14 protein-coding genes are annotated in these 19723 nt (G+C 65.9%); 7 read left to right on the top strand and 7 right to left on the bottom strand.

Going from position 1 to position 19723, the window contains the following annotated elements; translation table 11 throughout:
* The first annotated feature begins 198 nt into the window (after window positions 1-198).
* On the top strand, window positions 199-1653 hold the full coding sequence (locus BFD71_RS00935) for a DUF1254 domain-containing protein (RefSeq protein ID WP_069261414.1): 1455 nt from the start codon (window positions 199-201) through the stop codon (window positions 1651-1653).
* A 331-nt stretch (window positions 1654-1984) separates the two neighbouring features.
* Window positions 1985-5779, top strand: coding sequence for a DUF748 domain-containing protein (locus tag BFD71_RS00930; protein WP_069261413.1), 3795 nt, complete (start codon window positions 1985-1987; stop codon window positions 5777-5779).
* Between the two features lie 39 nt (window positions 5780-5818).
* Here BFD71_RS00930 and pdxR read toward each other — a convergent pair whose 3' ends face one another.
* A complete protein-coding gene (pdxR, locus tag BFD71_RS00925; RefSeq protein WP_141710535.1) occupies window positions 5819-7351 on the bottom strand; it encodes a MocR-like pyridoxine biosynthesis transcription factor PdxR in 1533 nt (510 codons plus the stop codon).
* A gap of 155 nt (window positions 7352-7506) precedes the next feature.
* Between pdxR and BFD71_RS00920 the strand changes: the two genes are divergently transcribed.
* The 4 genes from BFD71_RS00920 (at window position 7507) to BFD71_RS00905 (ending at window position 11976) form a co-directional block, all read left to right on the top strand.
* Window positions 7507-8598 carry an ABC transporter ATP-binding protein gene (locus BFD71_RS00920; protein ID WP_069261411.1) on the top strand — a complete coding sequence of 364 codons (1092 nt, stop codon included), beginning with the start codon at window positions 7507-7509 and terminating at the stop codon, window positions 8596-8598.
* Window positions 8599-8743: 145 nt separating this feature from the next.
* Window positions 8744-9769: an ABC transporter substrate-binding protein gene (locus tag BFD71_RS00915; protein WP_256094467.1), complete on the top strand. Its 1026-nt coding sequence runs from the start codon at window positions 8744-8746 to the stop codon at window positions 9767-9769.
* Window positions 9770-9845: 76 nt separating this feature from the next.
* Complete coding sequence (locus BFD71_RS00910) at window positions 9846-11123, top strand: ABC transporter permease (RefSeq protein WP_069261409.1); 1278 nt, start codon at window positions 9846-9848, stop codon at window positions 11121-11123.
* Between the two features lie 13 nt (window positions 11124-11136).
* A complete protein-coding gene (locus BFD71_RS00905; protein ID WP_069261408.1) occupies window positions 11137-11976 on the top strand; it encodes an ABC transporter permease in 840 nt (279 codons plus the stop codon).
* Window positions 11977-12039: 63 nt separating this feature from the next.
* Here the strand turns inward: BFD71_RS00905 and BFD71_RS00900 are convergent, their stop codons facing one another.
* The 6 genes from BFD71_RS00900 to BFD71_RS00875 form a co-directional block, all read right to left on the bottom strand.
* Window positions 12040-13515: an amidase gene (locus BFD71_RS00900; protein WP_069261407.1), complete on the bottom strand. Its 1476-nt coding sequence runs from the start codon at window positions 13513-13515 to the stop codon at window positions 12040-12042.
* A gap of 120 nt (window positions 13516-13635) precedes the next feature.
* Window positions 13636-15147, bottom strand: a complete 1512-nt coding sequence (locus tag BFD71_RS00895) for an efflux transporter outer membrane subunit (RefSeq protein WP_069261406.1) — start codon at window positions 15145-15147, stop codon at window positions 13636-13638.
* Window positions 15148-15163: 16 nt separating this feature from the next.
* Window positions 15164-16306, bottom strand: a complete 1143-nt coding sequence (locus BFD71_RS00890; RefSeq protein ID WP_069261405.1) for an ABC transporter permease — start codon at window positions 16304-16306, stop codon at window positions 15164-15166.
* Window positions 16303-17256, bottom strand: coding sequence for an ABC transporter ATP-binding protein (locus BFD71_RS00885; protein WP_069261404.1), 954 nt, complete (start codon window positions 17254-17256; stop codon window positions 16303-16305). Before BFD71_RS00885 ends, BFD71_RS00890 begins: the two co-directional genes overlap by 4 nt.
* Window positions 17253-18203 carry an HlyD family secretion protein gene (locus BFD71_RS00880; RefSeq protein WP_069261403.1) on the bottom strand — a complete coding sequence of 317 codons (951 nt, stop codon included), beginning with the start codon at window positions 18201-18203 and terminating at the stop codon, window positions 17253-17255. Before BFD71_RS00880 ends, BFD71_RS00885 begins: the two co-directional genes overlap by 4 nt.
* Window positions 18200-18937, bottom strand: a complete 738-nt coding sequence (locus BFD71_RS00875; RefSeq protein WP_069261402.1) for a TetR/AcrR family transcriptional regulator — start codon at window positions 18935-18937, stop codon at window positions 18200-18202. The genes BFD71_RS00880 and BFD71_RS00875 overlap by 4 nt, the downstream gene beginning before the upstream one ends.
* A 176-nt stretch (window positions 18938-19113) precedes the next feature.
* Here BFD71_RS00875 and BFD71_RS00870 point away from each other — a divergent pair, with 176 nt between their 5' ends.
* Window positions 19114-19716 (top strand): response regulator transcription factor, encoded by a 603-nt coding sequence (locus tag BFD71_RS00870; protein ID WP_069261842.1) that lies wholly within the window; start codon window positions 19114-19116, stop codon window positions 19714-19716.
* Window positions 19717-19723 lie beyond the last annotated feature (7 nt).

The following is a 19723-nucleotide window of genomic DNA, read 5'->3' as shown; positions in this document are numbered from 1 at the left end:
CCTGAGCGCAAGCTCTCTGCCTGTAAGGCAATATTCCACGCCACAGTCTTTTCAGGCCCATGCGCGAGCGATACGATACCAACCGGCGGCATTGGCGCCTTGCCGCGTGCATTTCACTACGGCCCTGGGGGGGCCGCGCGGAGTGGCCAGCCGGTCGACGTCACTTCATGGACCGCCCGCACCGAATACAACCAACAAATGACAACAATACATCGAGCATTCTCTACGTACCGTAGCTGCTCCGCGCTCGCCTGCCTTGCCCTCATTGCCGGATGCGCCTCGGCGCCGGGCGACGTTGCGCCGAAGAGCAACGGCTGGATGAAGGACGAAGTCTCCGACTCCTATGTGTTTGGCTATCCGCTCGTGCTGATGGACGTGGCGCGCGAATCCGCCACCGGCAGCGGGCCCGGCCAGGCCGCGCCGAACACGCTGCGCCACGCGCAGTCGCTGCCGCCCGTCGGGGCCTCGAGCCCGCTCGAACCCAACCTCGACACGCTGACTTCCAGCGGCTGGCTCGACGTATCGAGCGAGCCGGTGCTCGTCACGCTGCCCGACACGCACGGCCGCTACATGGACGCACGCGCGCTCGACATGTGGACGAACGTCGTCTGGTCGACCGCCGGCGCGCAGTCGGGTGAACGTGTCAGCGGACTGAAAGCGCAAACGATTGCATTTGTTCCGGCCGGCTGGAAGGGCACGCTGCCCGCGCGCGTGAAGCGCGTCGACGTGTCGACGCGCTACGTGTGGTTCCTCGCGCGCATCCAGACACGCGGCGGCGCCGACATCGCGGCCGTGCGGCGGCTGCAGCACGGGCTGCAGGTCACAGCGCTTTCCGGGTGGGACGAGCGCGGCGCGCGCGGCAAGGCCGGCGCTCGCGGCGGCCGCGGCAACGAGCCGACCGGCGCCACGCAGAGCGGCGATCCGGTGGCGCCGGGCACACCGTCCGCCCAGGTCGCGGCGCTCGACGCGCACGGTTTCTTCGACCGGCTCGCCCTGGCGCTGGAAGACAACCCGCCCACGGCAGACGACGCGCACGCGCTCAAGATTCTCGGCGACATTGGCGTGCACCCGGGCGACCCGGCGCAGTTGCCCTCGGGCGCGAAGGACGCCGCGGTCATCAAGGCGGGTCTCGCCGATGGCCGCACGCGCGCCGCGACGCCGCCGTCCAACCTGCTGGCGGGCAACGGCTGGCTCTGGGTGGGCGACGACGCAGGCAACTACGGCCCCGACTACTCGCTGCGCGCCTACGCGGCGTACACGTCGCCGGGTCTGCCGACGACCCGCGACGAAGTGCGCGCCCGCGTGAGCCAGGACAGCGACGGGCATGCGCTCAACGGCGCGAACCGCTACACGATTCACTTCACGGCGAAGCAGCTGCCGCCGGTGCGCGGCTTCTGGTCGATCACGGCCTATACCACCGACGGCGCGCTCGACGCCGACGCGCCCGTGCGCGTAGCGTTCGGCGACCGCAGCGGCGCACGGCGCAACCGCGACGGCTCGCTCGACGTGCAGGTGAGCGCCGAGCGGCCGCGCGGCGGCGCGAACTGGGTGCCGGCGCCGCATGGCGACTTCCGGCTCGTGATGCGCCTCTACGCCGCGAAGCCGCAAGCGACCGACGGCAGCTGGCAGCCGCCCGCCGTCGAGCGGCAGTAATCGCTGAACCGGCCTGAACGAAGCGTTGGCGGGGCACGGTCCCGCCAACGTTTTTTTTTGCGCCGTATAAGCCCGTTCGAGCGCGCCACGCCCGGCTTTTCCGCCCGCGTTTTCATGCATCGCGCAATACGCGCGGCGCACATTGCGCAATCGCCGGGCCATCGCCTTTGCGCTGTTACTTCTTGTTGCGCAATACCTGCGCCGCGGGCGGCGTTTTCCCGTCGTCCGATCTTCTATCGGACCTATACTTCCGGCTGTCGGCATCCCCGGATTTCCGACATCAGACCCACATCCCGCGGCGGGCCTGTTGCCGCCTCATCCGCAAGCAAGCATGGCAAGCCTCAACAAAGCGTCGCTCAACTCTTCCTTGCAGTCGGTGCGCGCGGTCGCGCGTGCGCCCCGCACCCGGCACATCCTCACGGGTGTCGTCATCTTTCTGATTGTGTTCGGTCTGGTCGGCTTCTTTGCCGCGCCGCCGATCATTCGCCATGTTGCCGAGCAGCAGTTGAGCAAGCAGCTCGACCGGCCGGTCACGATCGGCCGCATCGCGCTCAATCCGTACACGCTGCGCCTCGAAGCGGACCGTGTGCATATCGGCGAGCGCGGCGGCAACGGCGACTTCTTCGATGTCTCGCGCGCCGTCGTGCAGGCGTCGTGGTCGTCGATCTTTCGCGCGGCTCCCATCGTCGACGAACTGCGGCTCGACTCGCCGCGCGCCACGATCGTGCGGCTCGACGCGCAGCACTTCAACTTCTCGGACCTCATCGAGAAGTTCTCGACGCCCTCGAAACCCGGCAGCAAGCCGACGCAGTTTTCGGTTTCAAACATCCGCATCGAGAACGGCCAGATCACCTTCGACGATCGCCTGCTCAACGAAAAGCACGTGATCGACCGCTGGTCGCTCGGCATTCCGTTCATCGCCACGCTGCCTTCCAAGACCGATATCTTCGTTCAGCCGATGCTGCGCGCGCGCATCGACGGGGCGAGCACGCTTGCCATCGACGGCAGAACCAAGCCCTTTTCCGCGACGCGCGAGTCGGAAGTGGAGGTGCGCCTGACCGACCTCGATGTGCCGAAGCTCCTCACCTACGCGCCGACGAAGCTGCCTGTCACAGTGAAGAGCGGCAAACTCTCGACCAACCTCAAGCTCGATTTCGTGATGTCGGGCGAGAAGCCCACGCTGCGTGTGGCGGGCACGACCGACCTGAACGACTTCGACTCGACCGACAACGCCAATGCGCCGTTCTTCGGCGCGCGCAGTCTGCACGTGGGGGCAGCCTCGCTCGAACCGTTCAGCAACGTCTATCGTTTCGACGACATCCATCTCGACGCGCCCACCATGTGGGTCGCACGTGACAAGCAAGGCGTGCTGAGCATCGAGAAGCTGATGGGCGCGCCGGCCGCGCAAAACGCGCCGGCCGCGAACGAGGCCGCGAACAAGGCCGCGAGCGCCGCGCCGGCCTCGGGCGCCTCGGGTGCCCAGAGCGCGCAGGCGGCGCCCGAGGAAGCGAAGCCCGCGCCGCTCGATGTCTCGATCCGCCAGTTCGCGCTCACGAACGGCACCGTGCACATTGCCGACGATCTGCCCGCGCGGCCGGTGAACGTCGAACTCACGCAGCTTTCCACCACGCTTACGAACTTCTCGACGACTGACAAAGCCGGCGCGCCGTTCACGTTTGCGACGAATGCGACCGACGGCGGCACGATCAAGGCGTCGGGCACGGTGAGCCTCGCGGGCAAGAACGCCGAAGCCAACATCGCGCTCGAGCGCGTGGGTCTGCCGCAAGCGCAGCCGTATATCGACAACCTCAGCAGCGCGCAGATTCTGGACGGCAGGCTCAATCTCGCGTCCACGCTCAAGGCCGACTGGGCGCAGCAGCCTGCCGTCGTGCAGGTCGGCCAGAGCACGCTCGGCCTCGAATCGCTCAAGCTCGCTGCGCGCGGCGCGAAGGCGCCTGCCATCGCGCTCGACCGCGGCACGGTGCAGGTAAGCGGCATCGACCTCAATGCGCGCAAGGCGCAGATTGCATCGGTCGACGTGACCGGCCTCGTGGTGAACGCCGAGCGCCAGAAGGACGGCAAGGTCGACCTGGCGCAACTCGCCTCCACGCAGCAGGCGGTGCCCGAGCGCACGGCGATTCGCGCCGCGCAGAAGTCGGTGCAGGAAGGGCCGGCCTGGCGCTACACGATCGACGCTTTCACGCTGAACAACGGCACGATCAACTTTACGGACAATTCGACGCCGCGGCCGGTAAAGCTCGCCATTACGCCGTTCGACCTGAAGATCCAGCAGATCAGCGACGACCTGAGGCACCCGCTGCCGATCGACCTGAAGGCGACCGTCAACCGTAAGGGCACACTCGCGCTGAGCGGCAAGATCAACCCGACGCCGCTCACGGCGCAGCTGAAAATCGACGCGAACCGGCTCGACGCCGCCGCGTTCGAGCCTTATTTCGGCAATCAGCTCAACGCGGTGATCGCGAGCGCGCTGCTCAACATGAACGGGCAACTTTCTGTGGAGCAGGGCAAGGCGCTCAAGGCGAACTATCGCGGCGATGCGGCGCTCGTGGACGTGCGCATGCTCGACAAGGCCACATCCGGCCCGTTCGCGGGCTGGCGCTCGCTCGCGCTCACGAACCTGAAGGCGAACTACGACGACGCGCGCGGCACCGACGTGGACGCGAGCCGCGTGACGTTCGCAGGCTTCTATGGCCGCGTGCTGCTCGACGCGCAAGGCAAGCTCAATCTCAAGGACGTAGTCGCGCATCAAACGGGCGCCGCGCAGTCGCTCACGCAGGACAAGAGCGGCAAGCCTGGCGAGCGCGAGCCGGTGCCGCTCACGCCGCAGGCGGCGAGCGCGCCCGTGCAGACGGCTTCCGCACCGGCGTCGGCTTCCGCGCCGGCAACGGTCGTGGCCGCGCAGCCGCCGAAGAACCCCGTGCGCCTGCACTTCGGTGAGCTCGTGCTGCAGGACGGCCGCGTGAACTATACCGACAACTTCATCAAGCCGAACTACTCCGCCGATCTCGTGCAGATCCACGGCACGGTGGGCGCGTTCGGCACGCAGTCGACCACGCCTGCGCCCGTGGATGTCTCCGCGAAGCTCGCGGCGAACGGTCCGCTCTCGATCAAGGGCACGGTGAATCCGCTCATCGACAAGCCGTCGCTCGACCTCACGGCCAGCGCGCACGATATCGAGCTCACGAACCTCACGCCGTATTCGGCGAAGTACGCGGGCTACCCGATCACGAAGGGCAAGCTCAACGTCGATCTGCACTACCAGCTCGCGAACGACGAGCTCACGGCGAACAACCATATCTTCATCGACCAGCTCACGTTCGGCGATCACATCGACAACGACACGGCCACCAAGCTGCCGGTGCGGCTCGCGATTTCGCTGCTCAAGAACCGCAGGGGCGAAATCGATGTGAACATCCCGGTGTCAGGCTCGCTCTCCAACCCTGAGTTCAGCCTGGGCGGCCTGATCTGGAAGGCGGTGCTCAACCTCATCGCGAAGGCGGTGACCGCGCCGTTCACGCTGCTCGCCAATGCGTTCGGGGGTGGCGGCGAAGACCTGGGCTATGTCGAGTTCGCGGCCGGCACGGCAACGCTCACCGATGCCGACCAGAAGAAGCTCGACACGATCGTGAAGGCGCTCGACGACAAGCCTTCGATCAAGATCGATCTGATCGGCCGCGTCGATCCGGCCGTGGACACGCCCGCACTGCGCGAGCAATACGTGGATCGCCTCGTGCGGCTCCAGAAGGTGAAGGACACGGTGGGCAACGGCGAGAGCGTCGATACCTCGCAGGTCAAGGTGGACGACAAGGAGTACGAGAAGTACCTCGCCAAGGCCTATAAGGATGCGGACTTCAAGAAGCCGCACAACATGATCGGCCTCACGAAGACGCTGCCCGTGGACGACATGAAGCAGGCGCTGGCCGACCACGCACCCGTTGACGACGCCACCTTGCGCAATCTCGCTCAGGATCGTGCGCAGGCGGTGCAGCAGTACTTCGAAGGCAAGGTCGATCCGAGCCGCGTGTTCATCGTGGCGCCGAAGCTGGACGCCAAGGGCATCGACGACAAGGGCGCGACGACGCGCGTGGATTTCGGGCTGAAATAAGCCGTGGTTTGGCGATTCGATGCAGCGGCGCGTTTCGGTCTAACCGGCGCGCCGCAGCTTTTTCGGGCTCGCGAACGCGTGTTCCTCGATGACCTGCGCGAGCGTCGCAAAGGCCGGCGCGATCTCCTCGTGCGGCACGCACGCATAACCCGTTAGCAATCCTTTGCGGTCCTGGCGCACGCTATAGTAGGCCGCAAGCGGCCGCACGATCACGCCTGCGTCGTAGGCGGCCGCAGCGACGGCGCGGTCGTCGGCATGGTCGGGCAGGCCGAGCACGAAGTGCAGGCCCGCTTCGTCGCCCATAACGGGCAGCGCATCGCCGAAGTGGCGCGTGACCGCGTCGATCAGCAACTGGCGCCGCTCGCCATAGAGCGTGCGCATGCGGCGCACGTGCGAAGTGAGATAGCCATCCATGATGAACTCGGCGAGCACGGCCTGCTGCATGAGCTGGCCTTCGCGATACAGCTCCGCCACGCCCGTGCGGAATGTGGCGGCGAGCCGCTCGGGCACGACCATGTAGCCGATGCGCAGGCCGGGAAACAGCAGCTTGCCAAGGCTGCCCACGTAGATCACGCGGTCCGATTCGTCGAGACCCTGCAACGAGGCGAGCGGCCGGCTGCCGTAGCGGAACTCGCTGTCGTAGTCGTCCTCGATGATCCACACCTTGTGCTGGCGCGCGTATTCGAGCAGCGTGCGGCGGCGCGCGAGGCTCATGACCATGCCGAGCGGATATTGATGCGAAGGCGTGACGAGCGCGATGCGCGGCGGGTCGCGCAGGTCCTGCTCACGCGGATTGAGCCCTTCGTCGTCGACGGGAATCGGTGCGAGCTTCAGTCCCGAGGACTGCAGCACACTGCGCGCGCCCCAGTAGCACGGTTCTTCGACCCACGCCGTGTCGCCGTGGTCGGCGAGCAGCCTCACAGCGAGATCGATGGATTGGTGAATACCCGTAGTGATGATGATCTGGTCCGGCGTGCAGCGCACCGAGCGTGCCACGCGCAGGTAGTCCGAAAGCGCGCGCCGCAGCGGACGGTAGCCGCCGCCGGGAGCGTAGGTAAGCAAACCATGATTCGCCGATTTCCACAGGCGGGCCTGCAGGCGGCTCCACGTGCGCGCCGGAAACTCGGCCACGTCGGGCACGCCCGGCATGAAGGCGCCCCACTGCCTGGCGGACACGCCCGCCTCGTCGATGAGCCGTTGGCCGCGCATCGACATGTCGCCGCGCGGGGAGGCGCCGTTCTCCTCGTCGTCCTCGTCGGCGGGGGCGGCCGCTGGCGTCGGCGTGCTCACGGCGGCCGAGTCGGGGCGCGTGTCGGCGACATAGGTGCCGCTGCCCGTGGTCGAGATCACGTAGCCCTCGGCGCTCAGCTGGTCGTAGACGTGCAGCACGGTGTTGCGCGCCACGCCGAGGTCGACCGCGAGCGTGCGCGAGCTGGGCAGCTTGGTGCCGGGCGCGAGCCGACCCGTCAGGATGGCCTGCTGCATGAGCTGGAGCAGCTGACGGTAGGCGGGCTCGGCGCTTTCCTTGTCGAGTTGCGCAGCGAGCCATTCGGACAGGATGACCATGGCCAAGTGGTTCCATCGATAATAATGAAATGGCTCCATTGAATAGAGCCGGGACCATCTATAGTAATTCGCACGTCAGGTTCGGTTAATGCCTGTGACGTATTTATTTAATCGCGTCAGAAGGCCGGCCGGGAAAAGAGCAAGCAAAGGAGACAGGGCGAATGAAGACCTCGGATGTGATCGTCAGCTTTCGCGGCGTGCGCAAGACCTACGACGGCGAAACACTGGTCGTCAAACAACTTGACCTTGATATCTACCAGGGAGAGTTTCTGACGCTGCTCGGGCCGTCCGGCTCCGGCAAGACCACCTGCCTGATGATGCTCGCCGGCTTCGAGTTTCCCACCGGCGGCGAGATCCGTCTCGAAGGCAAACTGCTCAACAACGTGCCGCCGCACAAGCGCGACATCGGCATGGTGTTCCAGAACTACGCGCTCTTCCCGCATCTCACGGTCGAGCAGAACGTGGCCTATCCGCTGGGCGTGCGCAAGGTGCCGACCGCCGAGCGGGCGCAGCGCGTGAACGACGCGCTCAAGATGGTGCGCATGGAAGGTTTCGCCAGGCGCTATCCCGCGCAGCTCTCGGGCGGCCAGCAGCAGCGCATCGCGCTTGCCCGCGCGCTCGTCTTCCAGCCCAAGCTCGTGCTGATGGACGAACCGCTCGGCGCACTCGACAAGCAGTTGCGTGAACATATGCAGTACGAACTGAAGTCGCTGCACGAGAAGCTTGGCGTCACATTCGTCTACGTCACGCACGATCAGGGCGAGGCGCTCACGATGTCGGACCGCGTGGCGGTGTTCGACAAGGGCATCGTGCAGCAGCTTGACAGCGTGGACCGGCTCTACGAGTCGCCGTGCAACGAGTTCGTGGCGAACTTCATCGGCGACAGCAACCGGCTGCGCGGCACCATTGCCGCCGTGGATGGCGAGTACTGCGAAATGCATCTCGCCGACGGCACGCGCCTGAAGGGCCGCAATGTGGCGGGTGCGCAGGCGGGCGCCTCAGCCATCGCCTGCATTCGCCCCGAGCGCATGAAGCTCGCGAACGGCTCGAGGGGTAACGGTGCGAACGCGCTGGCGGGCGAAGCGCGCGGCCTGATCTATTTCGGCGACCACGTGCGCATGCGCTGTGGCTTGCCCCAGCAGGACGAGTGCTTCGTGAAGGTGCCGCTCGGCACCGAGGCGCTCGACGGTTTCGCGCCCGGTCAGCCGGTCGCACTCGAATTCGCGCCGGAGCATCTGCGCGTGTTCGCTTGAGGCGTGCGGGCGCGGCGCGCAATCTCGCGCGCCGTCGCCTCGCGAAGCAGGCGTCTCGACGATCGGGCCACGTTTCTCGCATCGAAGGGCCCGGCAAGACAAACCACCAAGGAGAAGGGACTCAACCATGAAGCAGATCGGCAACATGCGCGTTGCAGCGGTCGCGGCCGCGCTCGCACTCTCATTCGGCGTGGCGGATGCCGCGGAGCTCACCGTCGTGAACTTTGGCGGCGCCAATGGCAATGCGCAGAAGGCGGCGTTCAACGAGCCGTTCCAGTCGCAGACGGGCAACAAGATCACCGCCGTCGAGTACAACGGCGAGCAGGCCAAGGTGAAGGCCATGGTCGACGCGAAGCACGTGGACTGGGACGTGGTGGAAGTCGAAACCGGCGACATCGCGCGCGGTTGCGACGAAGGTCTCTACGAGAAGCTCGACTGGGCCAAGCTCGGCAACAAGGGCGACTTCATGAAGGCCGCGCAGCAGCCCTGCGGCGCAGGCTTCTTCGTGTGGTCCACGGCGCTCGCCTATAACGCCGACAAGCTCAAGACCGCGCCCACGAACTGGGCCGACTTCTGGGACGTGAAGAAATTCCCGGGCAAGCGCGGCATGCGCAAGGGCGCACGGTACAACATGGAATTCGCCCTGATGGCCGACGGCGTGGCGCCGCAGGACGTCTACAAGGTGCTCTCGACGAAGGCCGGTCAGGACCGCGCGTTCAAGAAGCTCGATGAGCTGAAGCCGAACATCCAGTGGTGGGAAGCCGGCGCGCAGCCACCGCAGTTCCTGGTCGCGGGCGACGTGGTGATGTCCACGGCGTACAACGGCCGTATCGACGCCGCGCAGCGCGAAGGCAAGAACCTCAAGGTAGTGTGGACCGGCAGCATCTACGACCTCGACTACTGGGCGATCCCGAAGGGCGCGCCGAACAAGGCGCTGGCCGAGCAGTACATCGCTTACACGCTTTCGCCGAAACCGCAGCAGGAGTATGCGCAGCACATCGCGTATGGCCCGGTGAACGCGAACGCGATCAAGGCGCTCGATGCGAAGACGCTCGCCAACCTGCCGAATTCGCCGGCCAACGGCAAGAACGCCATCCAGGAGAACCTCACGTTCTGGACCGACCACGGCGACGAACTGGAGCAGCGTTTCTCCTCGTGGGCCGCGAAGTAAGGGTGGACTAGACGCTCCGGCGTGCGAGCGCCGGAGCGTTTTGTAGCATGGCAGGGGGAGACCAGGTGTGACTACGATGACGACCGTGACCAACGTTGCCGGCGCGGCACGCGAGGAGACCGCGCGGCTGAAGCGCGAACTGCGCGTGGCGCAAGCGAAGAAGCGCACGATGGCGCTCATGCTGATCGCGCCGCTCGCGATCTTTCTGCTGCTGATTTTCGTGGTGCCGATCGCGGCACTGCTCACGCGTGCGGTGCAGAACCCCGAAGTGGCGACAGCGCTGCCGCATACCATCGCGGCGCTGCGCGGCTGGGACCGCAAGAGCGCGCCACCCGACGCGGCTTACGCTGCGCTTGCGCAGGACCTAACCGTCGTAAAGGAAGGTGATGCGATGGGCGCGCTGGCGCGCCGCCTGAACGTGGAAATCGCGGGCTTCCGCTCGCTCGTCGCGAAGACGGCGCGCGCCATGCCGCTCGCCGACGACGACGGCAAACCGCTTACGCTCACTCCCGCGCAAACGCGCGCCAAGATCGTCGAACTCGACGACCGCTGGGGCGACGTGACCTACTGGCAAGCCATTGCGAAGAACAGCTCGCGCATCTCGCCGTTCTATCTGCTCGCCTCGCTCGATCATCGTCAGGATGCGTTCGGCCGCATCGTGGCCGCCGATCCCGAGCAGCAGATCTATCTCGACGTGTTCGCGCGCACCTTCGTCATCAGCGTGTTCGTCACGGTGTTCGCGCTGCTGCTCGGTTACCCGCTCGCTTACTGGATCTCGACGCTCTCCGAGCGCCGCGCGAATCTCGTGATGATCCTCGTGCTGATTCCGTTCTGGACGTCGATTCTCGTGCGCGTGGCGGCGTGGATCGTGATCTTGCAGGGCGAGGGCCTCGTCAACAAGGCGCTGATTGGCTCGGGCCTCATTTCGCATCCGCTCGCGCTGCTGTTCAACCGCGTGGGCGTCTACATTTCGATGACGCACATCCTGCTACCGTTCATGGTGCTGCCGCTCTACAGCGTGATGAAGTCGATTCCGCCGACTTACCAGCGCGCGGCCGTGTCGCTCGGCAGCCATCCGTTCGCGGCCTTCTGGCGCGTGTATGTGCCGCAGACGTACCCCGGCGTGGGCGCGGGCGTGCTGCTCGTGTTCATTCTCTCGATCGGCTACTACATCACGCCGGCGCTGCTCGGCGGCCCGGGCGACCAGATGGTCAGCTACTACGTGGCGTACTTCACCAACGTGTCGATCAACTGGGGCATGGCCTGCGCGCTCGGCGCGCTGCTGCTCGCGGCGACCACGGTGCTCTATTTCGTCTACGGGCGCTTCACGCGCACGCAACTGAGTCTTGGCTAAGGGAGGCGCGATCATGAAATTTGCCAAGCCGCTGTTTGCGCCGCATACGTCGGCCGTCGAACGCGTGTGGTACTTCGCGCTGCGCGCGCTCGTCGTGCTCACGCTGCTGTATCTGATCCTGCCCGTGCTCGCGATCGTGCCGCTGTCGTTTTCGTCGAGCACGTTCCTCGTCTACCCGATTCCGGGCTGGTCGCTGCGCTGGTATGAAAACCTCGTGATGTCCGACGAATGGCGCATGGCCGCGAAAAACAGCTTCATCGTGGGCCCCGCCGCCACAGTCGTGGCGACCGTGCTCGGCACACTCGCGGCCATCGGCATCACCAAGGCCGATTTCCGCGGCAAGACACTGCTCATGGCCGTGCTCATTTCGCCGATGATCGTGCCCGTGGTGGTGGTGGGCGTGGGCATGTATCTGTTCTTCGCGCCGCTCGGCCTCGCCAATACGTATCTCGGCCTGATCCTCGCGCACGCGTCGCTGGGCGTGCCGTTCGTCGTGACGACGGTGGCGGCAACGCTGCAGGGGTTCAATCACAATCTCGTGCGTGCGAGCCTTTCGCTCGGGGCCAATCCGGTCACGACGTTCTTCCGCATCACGCTGCCCGTCATCGCGCCGGGCGTAATTTCGGGCGCGCTGTTCGCGTTCGCCACGTCGTTCGACGAAGTCGTCGTGACGCTCTTCCTCGCGGGCGCCGACCAGACCACCTTGCCGCGTCAGATGTTCACGGGCATCCGCGAGAACATCAGCCCGACGATCGCTGCGCTTGCCACGATCCTGATCGTGTTCTCCACGTGTCTGCTGCTCGCGCTCGAATGGCTGCGCGGCAGGAATGCAGCGCGCGCGGTGAAGGCGTGATGGCTTGAGATGTCGATGAAAAAAAGGCAGCGCCGTGGCGCTGCCTTTTTTTGCCTCTGCGCACTACGCCTGCAGCAGCGGCGGCACACGCCGCTTGACCCACTGCGTGGCCTGATCGTACGCGTGGGCGAGTTGCAGCACCGAGAGGTCCGCCTGCGGCTTGCCGATCACCTGCAGCCCCATCGGCAGGCCTTGCGCATTGAAGCCCGCGGGCACGCTAATGACAGGCAGCCCCGCGAGACTGCCGCCGATCACGACTTCCATCCAGCGGTGATAGGTATCCATCGTGTGGCCCCCGATCGACTTCGGCCAATGCTCGCTCGCGTCGATCGGGAAGAGTTGGGCGCTGGGCAGCACGAGATAGTCGTAACGCTCGAACAGCGCTAGCAGCGCGTTGTACCACTGGCTGCGCGTGACCGAGGCGTTCCACACGTCTTCGCCCGAGAGCTTCAGGCCGCCCTCGACTTCCCATTGCGCTTCCGGTTTGAGCAGCGCGCGCTTTTCCGGGTCGCGATAGAGCGCGCCCAGCGTGCCCGCGCACGAGAAATGGCGCAGCGTGAGCCACGTCTGCCACACGCGCTCCATGGCGAAGTCGGGGCGGGCGGCTTCGACCTTGCAGCCTAACGATTCGAAGTCCTTGAGCGCCGTTTCGCAGAGTGCGAGCACGCCGTCTTCCATGGGCAGATAGCCGTCGTAATCGCCGAGCCAACCGATGCGCGCGCAACCAAAGTCGCGCTCGAGCGAGCCCGCGAACTGCGCGGGATCTTCGGCAATGGAAAGCGGCGCGCGCGCGTCGTAGCCCGCCTGGGTAGAAAGCAGCCTCGCGAGGTCGGGCACATTGCGGGCCATCGGTCCCGCGTAGCCGAGCTGGTGAAAGAACAGCTCGTGCGCCGGCACGGAGGGCACGCGGCCCTGCGACGGACGAAAGCCGAACACGTTATTCCAGCCCGCGGGATTGCGCAGCGACCCCATCATGTCGCTGCCGTCCGCCACGGGCAGCATGCGCAGCGCCAACGCCACGGCCGTGCCGCCGCTGCTGCCGCCCGCGCTGCGCGTGGGATCGTAAGCATTGCGCGTGGCACCGAAGACCGTGTTGTAGGTGTTCGAGCCCAGGCCGAACTCCGGCGTATTCGTCTTGCCGATGAAAATTGCGCCCTGTGCGCGCATGCGCGCGGCCATCAGGGAATCCGCTGCGGGCACTTCGTTGCGGAACAACGGCGAGCCTTGCGTGTACGGGATGCCGGCCGTAGGCGTGAGATCCTTCGGCGCTTGCGGCATGCCGTGCATCCAGCCAAGGTACTCGCCTCGCGCGAGCTGGGCGTCGCGTTCGCCTGCTTCAGAGAGCAATGTGGCGCGCTCGCGTAGCGAGACGATGGCGTTCGCCGGCGTATTCACGCGCTCGATATGGTCGAGAAACGCCGTCATCACTTCGCGGCAGGACACCTTGCGCAGGCGTATCCATTCCGAAAGCTCAAGCGCGTCGGCCGCGACGAGATCGTTGGGGGACAGACTTGCGGGGGACAGCGATGCCTGGTTCATACGTGTCTCTCGTTTGCGGATGGAGCAGGGGGAGGGTCATTGTCGCGCAGGCGCGGTGCAAGCGAAAGGAAACGAATGGTTGCCGCCGCGAGTTGATGGTTGCCGCGTGGGGCGGCCAGGTTACCGGACGGTCGCGGCAGGCGCCGATGTGTCGTTGCCTTGCCCTGGCGGCGCGGTGCCGGGGAGCGGGGCGCCACCGAGGGCTTGATAGAGCGCCGCGGTGTCGGTCAGGCGATCCGCATGAACGCGCGAGCGGTCGAGCGTGGTCTGGAGTGCCTGGCGTTGCGCATCGATCAGCGAAAACTCGCTCACGCCGCCTGCGTTGTAGCGCGTTTGTGCGATCGCCGCGTTGGCCTGGGCCTCGCGAGCGGCGTCGTCGCGCGCCTGCAGTTCGGTCGCATCGTTCTGGAGCGCCTGCAGCGAGTCGGCGACCTGCTGCAGCGCCTGCAGAACGGTCTGCCGATAGTCGGCGAAAGCGGCTTCATAGGCGGCTTCTGACGCGCGTTTCTTCGCGCGCAATTCGCCGCCATGGAACAGCGGCTGCGTGAGGCCGAGCCCGACGTTCCAGATGTTCAGTCCGCTGATGACGTCCTCGATACGCGTGCGCTCCGACCCGATACTGGCCGAGAGCGAGATCTGCGGAAAAAGATTCGCCGTCGCTACGCCCACGTTCGCGCCGGCCTGATGCAGCAGCGCCTCGGCGGCGCGTATGTCGGGACGCTCGCGGGCCAGCGTGGAAGGCACAGTGAGCGAAACCGTATCGGGCAGATGCAGCGTATCGAGAGAAAGGGCATCGAGCGGCGCGGCGAACCGCGCGGGCGCGACGCCCAGCAGGGTGGCGAGCTGATGCTCGGCAGCCGCGCGCTGCGTTTCGAGCGGCGGCAGCGAGGCGCGCGTTTGCGCGAGCAGGGTGCGCTGGCTGCGCAGGTCGATCTGCGCCACACCGCCGGCCGCGTAGCGTGCCTGCATGATCGCGAGCTGGCGCGCCTGCGTCTGCGCGAGTTGCGTGGTGAGATCGATCTGGCGTTGCAGCGATGCGCGGCGGATGGCGGTGGACACCACGTTGGCGGCCACCGAAAGTCGCGCAGCCTCCATTTCGTACGCCTGATAATCGACCTGCGCGAACGTGGATTCCAGCGCGCGACGGTTGGCGCCGAACAAGTCGAATACGTACGAGACGCTGACCGAAGCGTTGTAGAGCGTAAACGGCGGCGGATTCGGCACTTGCGTAATGCCGAAAGCGGCGAGATCGACTTTCTGGCGCGTGCCGGAAAGTTTCAGATCGACAGAGGGAAAGTTCGTCGCGCCTGCCTGCGCGTTGTAGTTTTCGCGCACTTCCACGAGCCTGGCGCGCGCCGAGTCGAGCGTGGGACTCGCGCGCAAGGCCTGATCGACGAGTTCATTCAACTGCGCGCTGCCATATTGTTTCCACCAATCGTTTGAGGCGTGTTCCGCGGCCGTGAAGGTCTGCGCGCCGCCGCCGGGGCCGGTGGCGCTGGCGGTGGATGCCGGCACGGGCTCGCGCGTCCAGCCCGTGGCATCGGGCGCGGCAGGCGGGTGGAAATCGGGGCCAACGGTGCAGCCCGCGAGCATGAGCACAAGCAGGAGGGCAACGGTGGCGTCGCGCGTCATGGTCGTGTGCCTCGCGCTAGTCGAGCGTGCGCCGGTAAAAGCGCACGGCGATCGCCATGACCGCGACCGTAAAGACGGCGAGCGGCCAAACCGCCGGCCACAAGTCGGTCCAGCCGTTGCCCTTGAGCAGGATGCCGCGCACGAGCCGGTTGAAATACGTGAGCGGCAGCAGATTGCCGAGCCATTGCGCCCAGCGCGGCATGCCGCCGAACGGGAACATGAAGCCGGAGAGCAGCAGGCTTGGCAGAAAATAGAACATCGTCAGCTGCATGGCCTGCAACTGGTTTTGCGCGAGCGACGACAGCGTGATGCCCACCGTGAGATTCGCGGCGATGAACAGCAGCGCCGAAAGATAGAGCGTGACGAGACCGCCCGCGAACGGCACGTGAAAGACGTAGCGCGCGGCGAGCACAATGATGGTCGCCTGGATCAGCCCGATCGCCACGTACGGAATGATCTTGCCCGTCATCACCTCGATGGGCAGCACAGGCGTCGCGAGCAGGTTCTCCATCGTGCCGCGCTCGCGCTCTCGCGTGATGGCGAGGCCCGTCATCATCACCATTGTCATCGTGAGGATCACGCCCATGAGCCCGGGCACGACGTTGTATTGCGTGATGCCCTCGGGGTTGTAGAGCCGGTGCACCTGCACGTCGAACGCGGCGGGCGTGCCGTTCAGATGCGCGAGCGGGCCGGTGAGGTCCTTCGCAGCCACCGGCGCGACAAGCCCGGGCAGCGCGGCGAGCGCGGTGGTGATGGCGGTGGGATCGCTCGCGTCGGCTTCGACGAGCAGCGAGGGTCGTTCGCCACGCAGCAGGCGCCGCGAGAAATCGACGGGAATGCTGAGCACGAACTGCACCGTGCCGCGCGCGAGCGCATGACGCGCCGAGGCTTCGTCAGGCAGCGTTTCGATCACGTCGAAATAGGCGGAGTTACGCATGCCGGCGACGAAGCTGCGCGCGAACACGCTGTCTTCGCGCACGACGATGGCCGTGGGCAGGTGCTTGGGGTCGGTGTTGATCGCATAGCCGAACAGCGTGAGCTGGATGATCGGCAGGCCCACGATCATCGCGAACGTGATGCGGTCGCGCTTGAGCTGCAGGAACTCCTTGAGCACGATGCTCCACCAGCGCGCCACGGAAAACGGGAACGAGGCGCTCACGACGTGACCCCGTAATTGTCCTGAGCATGGCTCATCAGGTAGATGAAGACATCTTCGAGACCGGTGTCGATGCGTTCCGCGCGCAGCGGCTGGCCTTCTACGGCACGCTCGACCGCCTTGGCGAGCGCTGCGTGATCGCGTCCGCTCGCATGCAGCGCGGAGCCGAACACCACCGTCTGGTCGATTCCCGGCGCGTCGCGCAACTGCGCGGCGAGTGCGCTGAGCCGCTCGCCATGAATCGCCCACGTTTCGAGGTTCTGTTCAGCGATCACCTCGGCCGCGGTGCCTTGCGTGAGCAGCTTGCCGTAGGCGATATAGGCGAGCTTGTGGCAGCGCTCGGCTTCGTCCATGTAATGCGTGCTCACGAGCACCGAAATGCCCCGCGCGGCGAGCCGGTGCAACTCCTCCCAGAAGTCGCGGCGTGCGGTGGGATCGACGCCCGCTGTCGGTTCGTCGAGCAGCAGCAATTCGGGCTCGTGCAGCATGCAGGCCGCGAGCGCGAGCCGCTGCTTCCAGCCGCCCGAAAGCGCACCCGTGAGCTGGCTCGCGCGGCTGGCGAGCCCGAGCGATTCGAGTGCGCGGTCGACGGCTTCGCGCCGGTTCGGCATCTCGTAGATGCGCGCGACGAAGTCGAGGTTCTCGCGGATCGTCAGGTCTTCCCAGTACGAGAATCGCTGCGTCATGTAGCCGACGTGACGTTTGATTTGCGCGCTCTCGCGCAGGATGTCGTAGCCAAGGCAGGTGCCCGAACCCGAGTCGGGCGTGAGCAGCCCGCACATGAGCCGGATCGACGTGGTTTTGCCGCTGCCGTTCGGGCCGAGAAAGCCGAAGATCTCGCCGCGCGCCACACGCAGCGACACGTCGTTGACGACATGCTTGCTGCCGAAACGCTTGTTGAGATTGCGCACGTCGATGGCGTAGTCGCCGGCGGATCGATCAGGTGTGCTCATTGAAGCGTCACCTCGACCGGCTGGCCCGGATGCAGCTTCACGGCGTCTTCTGCGGAAGGCCGCGCCTCGATCATGAAAACGAGCTTCGCGCGGTTCTCGTTGCTGTAGATGACGGGCGGCGTATATTCGGCGGCGTTCGATATCCACGTGATGGTGGCGGGCACCAGGGCGGCGCAGCCGTCGCAGCGCACGTTCACCTTGCGACCGGGCGCGAGCGATCCGACGATCGTTTCCGGCACGAAGAAGCGCACCTTCACGTTCTGAGGCGGCAACATCTGCACGACGGGGTTGCCCGCCTGCACCCACTCGCCTACACGAAATAGCGTGTCGTAGACGAGGCCGCCGCTCGGCACACTCACGCGCTTCTGGTCGAGCCGCCACTGCGCCTGTGCGAGCGAGGCGCGCGCGGCCTCGACGTCGGCTGCCTGGGCGGCGATTTGCGCGCTACGTCCCGGCAGATTCGCCACGCGCACCTGGTTTTGCAACTCGCGCACCTGGGCGGCCGTGGAGGCAGCCTGCGCGCGCGAATCGTCGAGCTGCGCCTGCGCAATACCGCCCGCGCGAAGCTGTGTTTCGTCGCGAGTGAGCTGGAGCGCGGCCTTGCGCGCGTTCGCCTCGGCCTGCGCGAGCTGTGCCTCGGTCACGCGCACTTCGGGCGGACGCTTGCCCGTCTGGAGGTCGGCGAGCTGCTGCTGTGCGGCCGTCAGCCGATGCTGCGCCTCGTCGCGCGCAGCCGCTTCCTCGACGGAGTCGAGCGCGAAGGCGGGCGCATTGGCGGCGACAGTCTGCCCGCGTTGCACTTCGAGGTGTGTGAGCGTGCCCGGCTGCGAAGAAGCGAGATAGACGTACTCGCCTTCGGCATAGCCCTGCCAGCCAGCCGGTCCGTGCCTGGAACACGCGGCGAGCACGAGCAACGCGGTGCATATGACGGCAATGAGGCGCTTCATGACGCGTCCCCCTTGCGGCTCCCCGTCGAGCCCGTCGTGCGGCGCGCGCGCGTGGTCTGCGGCGCGGGCCGCAAGGCCGCGCTCAACAGCGCGCTCACATGGCGATGCAGTGCCTCGCGCTCGATCTTCGGAAAGCCGCGCACACTTTGCCAGAGCTTCGAAGTGGCGAGCGGCAGCATGACGAGCGCGAGAATCGAGATGAACAGCAGCGGAGCTTCCAGTTCGGCGTTGACGCTGCCATCGCGCTGCGCCTCGTTGACGCGCGCGGCAAAACGTTGCAACTGCTCGGTGGGCAGACGCTTGAGCATGCGCTCGCGCAGCAGGCCGCCTTCGTTGACGATTTCGCGCAGCCAGAGCGGCGGCAGCCAGGGCATGCGCGCGGTGACGTCGAAGAGCCGCGCGACTAGTTCTTCCACGAGCGCGTGAGGATCTTGCGAGAGATCACTGTCAGCGCTATCCACACTCTCCCACACGAAGGCAATGGAGCGCGCGATGCGCTCCTCGACCACGGCGTCGAGCAGCTTTTCGCGATTCGTGAAGTAGTAGTGAACCATCGCGGACGTCACGCCGGCGGCCTCGGCGATCTGCGCCATGGTGGTGGCCGCGATGCCTTGCTCGCCGAACAGTTGCGTGGCGCTGGCGAGCAGCCGCTCGCGCATGTCGAGGTCGGCGGCGGCGGGGCGCCGGCCTCGCGGGCGGGCCGCAGCAGCAGCGGTGCGGGTGCGCGTGATCATCGTTCTACTTTAATTCACGCGTTAGTTAAATTCAAACTATGAGAGCAATGGGTTAACCCTGCGACAGTTTCTTGCGGGTTCTTTCAGAACTTTCCTATACACAATTGCCGGCATGTCGTTCAGGCTGTGAGATTCACGCTGAAGGGTCAAACGAATACGCCACCATGGAACAAAAAATGAAACGCGTCGTCGTCATCGACGACCATCCGATCGTGCTGAAGATGCTCGCCAACGTGCTCAATACGGAGTACGAACTGGTCGGCGAGTGCAGCGACGGCGAAGCGGGCCTGCGCCTCGTCCAGCAACTGCATCCCGATCTGGTCATTCTCGACCTCGAGTTGCCGAAGCTCGACGGCCTTTCCGTGATCCGCGGCGTTCGCACGACGCAGCCCGGCGCACGCATTCTCGTGCTCTCTGCGAAGCCCGAGCTGGTCATGGCCAATCACACGCGCGTCGCGGGCGCGAACGGCTATGTCAACAAGAATCGCGGTGTGGAGGAACTGTGCGGTGTGGTCAAGGCGGTCTTGCTCGGCTACGACTGCTTCCCGGCGGGTAGCTGCGGCGGCGGACGCGACGTCGCGCTCAACGGGCTGTCGCCTCGCGAAGTCGAAGTCCTGCAGTATCTAGCGCGCGGTTTGAGCAACAAGGGTATCGCGGCACGGCTTGGGCTTTCCGATAAAACCGTCAGCACCTACAAGACCCGCGTACTGGACAAGCTCGGCGTGTCGTCGCTTGCGGCGCTGATCGAGTTTGCGACGTTGAACAAGCTGATCGAATAGCTCGACC

The sequence above is a fragment of the Paraburkholderia nodosa genome (assembly GCF_001718195.1).
Lineage (GTDB): Bacteria > Pseudomonadota > Gammaproteobacteria > Burkholderiales > Burkholderiaceae > Paraburkholderia > Paraburkholderia nodosa_A.
The sequence above is the reverse complement of the archived record's forward strand: the minus strand, read 5'-3'. Positions and strand labels throughout refer to the sequence as shown.

What these genes read in the sequence shown, in the direction of transcription:
- BFD71_RS00895 (WP_069261406.1), bottom strand. Translation starts at nt 15,147, where the DNA reads ATGACGCGCGACGCCACCGTTGCCCTCCTGCTTGTGCTCATGCTCGCG.
- BFD71_RS00870 (WP_069261842.1), top strand. Translation starts at nt 19,114, where the DNA reads ATGAAACGCGTCGTCGTCATCGACGACCATCCGATCGTGCTGAAGATG.
- BFD71_RS00905 (WP_069261408.1), top strand. Translation starts at nt 11,137, where the DNA reads ATGAAATTTGCCAAGCCGCTGTTTGCGCCGCATACGTCGGCCGTCGAA.
- BFD71_RS00915 (WP_256094467.1), top strand. Translation starts at nt 8,744, where the DNA reads ATGCGCGTTGCAGCGGTCGCGGCCGCGCTCGCACTCTCATTCGGCGTG.
- BFD71_RS00935 (WP_069261414.1), top strand. Translation starts at nt 199, where the DNA reads ATGACAACAATACATCGAGCATTCTCTACGTACCGTAGCTGCTCCGCG.
- BFD71_RS00875 (WP_069261402.1), bottom strand. Translation starts at nt 18,937, where the DNA reads ATGATCACGCGCACCCGCACCGCTGCTGCTGCGGCCCGCCCGCGAGGC.
- BFD71_RS00900 (WP_069261407.1), bottom strand. Translation starts at nt 13,515, where the DNA reads ATGAACCAGGCATCGCTGTCCCCCGCAAGTCTGTCCCCCAACGATCTC.
- BFD71_RS00910 (WP_069261409.1), top strand. Translation starts at nt 9,846, where the DNA reads ATGACGACCGTGACCAACGTTGCCGGCGCGGCACGCGAGGAGACCGCG.
- BFD71_RS00920 (WP_069261411.1), top strand. Translation starts at nt 7,507, where the DNA reads ATGAAGACCTCGGATGTGATCGTCAGCTTTCGCGGCGTGCGCAAGACC.
- BFD71_RS00885 (WP_069261404.1), bottom strand. Translation starts at nt 17,256, where the DNA reads ATGAGCACACCTGATCGATCCGCCGGCGACTACGCCATCGACGTGCGC.
- BFD71_RS00880 (WP_069261403.1), bottom strand. Translation starts at nt 18,203, where the DNA reads ATGAAGCGCCTCATTGCCGTCATATGCACCGCGTTGCTCGTGCTCGCC.
- BFD71_RS00930 (WP_069261413.1), top strand. Translation starts at nt 1,985, where the DNA reads ATGGCAAGCCTCAACAAAGCGTCGCTCAACTCTTCCTTGCAGTCGGTG.